This window comes from Myxosarcina sp. GI1(2024) (assembly GCF_053543375.1).
This window is the reverse complement of record NZ_JBKGTY010000001.1, coordinates 600928-603560: the sequence shown is the minus strand read 5'-3', so window position 1 is coordinate 603560 and position 2633 is coordinate 600928. Positions and strand designations below refer to the sequence as shown.

3 protein-coding genes and 1 pseudogene are annotated in these 2633 nt (G+C 41.1%); 2 read left to right on the top strand and 2 right to left on the bottom strand.

Translation table 11 applies throughout. The annotated features are described in order from the left end of the window. A pseudogene (locus tag ACLFKQ_RS03005) lies at positions 1-140 on the top strand (IS5 family transposase); the annotation flags it as partial. 170 nt (positions 141-310) lie between these two features. Here the strand turns inward: ACLFKQ_RS03005 and ACLFKQ_RS03000 are convergent. Beyond that, positions 311-940 carry an NADPH-dependent F420 reductase gene (locus ACLFKQ_RS03000; RefSeq protein ID WP_448998413.1) on the bottom strand — a complete coding sequence of 210 codons (630 nt, stop codon included), beginning with the start codon at positions 938-940 and terminating at the stop codon, positions 311-313. A gap of 35 nt (positions 941-975) precedes the next feature. Beyond that, positions 976-1734, bottom strand: coding sequence for an SDR family oxidoreductase (locus ACLFKQ_RS02995; protein ID WP_448998412.1), 759 nt, complete (start codon positions 1732-1734; stop codon positions 976-978). Positions 1735-1853: 119 nt separating this feature from the next. Here ACLFKQ_RS02995 and ACLFKQ_RS02990 point away from each other — a divergent pair, with 119 nt between their 5' ends. After that, positions 1854-2594: a LysR family transcriptional regulator gene (locus tag ACLFKQ_RS02990; RefSeq protein ID WP_448998411.1), complete on the top strand. Its 741-nt coding sequence runs from the start codon at positions 1854-1856 to the stop codon at positions 2592-2594. Positions 2595-2633: the final 39 nt, after the last annotated feature.

Here is a 2633-nt window from a genome sequence, read left to right as displayed (position 1 = left end):
TGTACAAGGAGCGACATCTAGTTGAGTGCTTTTTTAACAAACTTAAATACTATCGTCGCGTTTTCAGCCGTTTTGACAAAACTGACGAATGTTATTTGGGATTTGCCGAATTTGCTTCGGCTTTAATTTGGTTGCGTTAATTGTGTCAACAGAACCTAAAAGTTAAACAAGCTAATAGTCAAACATAATTTTCAGGACAGGCTAGTTAAGAGCAGAAACGCCAGTAGCATCATACATAATTAGTAAAAATATTAAACAGAGACAAGTTATTGTGAAGGTTGAGAGACGCAATCGCTTTTACTAATTGAGTTTAGATAAGTTGACTCAATAAATTATCAGCTTCCTTAATTTTCAGATTTTGGTTGTAGAGTGGAGCATTGGGTTCAAAAAGAACGCCACGACTGAGAGTGCCCAAGTCTTGGGGAGCAAAACCAATATCTTCAATTAAGCCTTTGACAGTTTGCTTGGCTGTTTCGTCGTCGCCACAAATTTGCACGGCAATTCTCTCATCGCCAGAACGAAAGACTTTATCTTTTAATACTTTAAAGTAAATAGAATTGAACGCTTTAACGGTTTTCGCTTCTGGAAATAGACTGGCGATGTATCCTGTAGCGGTTTGAGATTCGTCATCTATTACCGTTTGGGCTACATTTCCATCCCTTTGGGGATAAGGGTTAGCAGCATCGATGAGAATTTTATTTTCTAAGCTGCCAATTTGCCGAGCCAAATCGCGGACTTTACCATAGGGTATTGCCAATAAAATCACCGCCCCGAAAGCCGCCGCTTCTTGCGTAGTTCCCCATAAAGCGCCTACTTCTTCTGCCATCGAGCACAACTCTTCTGGATGTCGGGAACTAAACATCACTTGATGTCCTGCTTTTACCCAGTGTTTTCCTAAAGTGCCCCCAATATTTCCCGAACCGATAATACCGATTTTCATGGGTTAATTTAGCCTCGTCGCTCTTAAAATTGTTATTAAATAGCAGTAAATCCACCATCTACATTAACGCCCTGTCCCAAAACAAAAGATGCCTCATCGGAACAAAGCCAAGCCACCGCATCGGCAATTTCCTCTGGTTTACCCAATCTACCGATGGGATGCAAAGATTTAATGTACTCAAGAGTATCTTTATCTCCCCCTGCGAAGTCTTCGATCATTCGAGTTTGAATTGCCCCCGGACAAACCGCATTAATACGAATTTTTTGTTTGGCGTATTCTAAGGCGGCAGTTTTGGTCAAACCCAGTACGGCGTGTTTGGAGGCTACATAAGGTGCGTGACCGGGAAAACCAATGACACCAGCAATAGAGGAAGTATTGACAATTGCACCACCGCCATGAGCGAGCATATGTTCGATTTCGCATTTCATCGAATACCAAACGCCTTTGACGTTGACATTCATCATCAGATTGAAAGTATCTTCTTGCTGTTCTGAAGTCATCGCTTGGTGATCTTCTACTCCAGCATTGTTGAAAGCAGCGTGGAGTCCACCACAGGTATCGATTGTATATCGAACTAAATCTCGGACGTTTTCTAGTTTGGTTACGTCCGTTCGATAAAAACTCGCTTTGCCACCAGCTTTTTCGATTAAATCTACTGTTTCCTGTCCGGCTTCTTCACTGCGATTGCCAATCACTACGGAAGCTCCTTCTGAAGCAAATTTTAGTGCAGTAGCTCTACCGATACCAGAACCACCGCCAGTAACCAAAGCAACCTTGCCAACAAATCGATTCATAAGTTTTTACCCGTTAAACGATTGTATTCTGACGCTAATTAACTTTAGTCAAATAAATTTTATTAGTCAAACAAATATAATAGATAGCAATTATCAATTTCACTGATGTATTTATCGCCGTGAGTATTGACTACAATAATCTCCGCAAACTCGACCTTAATTTGCTGATTGCCCTTGACGTTTTAATTGCCGAAGCCAGCGTTACTAGAGCAGCCGAGAGACTAAACATGAGTCAATCAGCTATGAGTTATTCTTTAAAACGACTGCGAACTATTTTGCAAGATGACATTTTGATTCGTACCTCGAGAGAGATGGAAGTTACACCCTATGCTCGTCAACTAGGCGATCGCATCCGACAAATTTTGGTCGAAGTTCAATCGGCTATATTAGAGACAGCGACTTTTAACCCCGCCACCGCCAACGAAACTTTTAAAATTGCAGCCAGTGATTATGTTGAGGCTACTATCGGGAGTAATTTAGTACGACAGTTAACTACTCAAGCACCAGGTATTCGTATCCGTATCAGCGATCTAGATAAAGCAACGGTGATGGATGCCCTAGATGACAATCGCATCGATCTAATTATCAATGCCGAACTACCTCTTAAAAGCTGGCACGTCGAACAAAATTTATACCGAGAGGAGTTTGTCTGCGTTTTTAGAAGCGATGATTATACTTTGGAAGAATTAGCTGTAGAAGATTATTTAAAGCGACCCCATATATTAGTATCCTTGCAGAATGACTTTGAAGGAAAAATAGATAAGGTACTAGAGCGACAACAGCAATCTCGACAAGTAATTTGGTCTACCTCTCACTTTATGGCAGTTCCTCTTTTACTCGCCAATTCTAACGGTACTTAAACAAAAATCAAGCCCAAACAAAGCCCAAACTAGCTTTAT

Excerpts from the sequence above, each read along its gene's own strand:
- ACLFKQ_RS03000 (WP_448998413.1), bottom strand. The coding sequence starts at position 940 with ATGAAAATCGGTATTATCGGTTCGGGAAATATTGGGGGCACTTTAGGA.
- ACLFKQ_RS02995 (WP_448998412.1), bottom strand. The coding sequence starts at position 1,734 with ATGAATCGATTTGTTGGCAAGGTTGCTTTGGTTACTGGCGGTGGTTCT.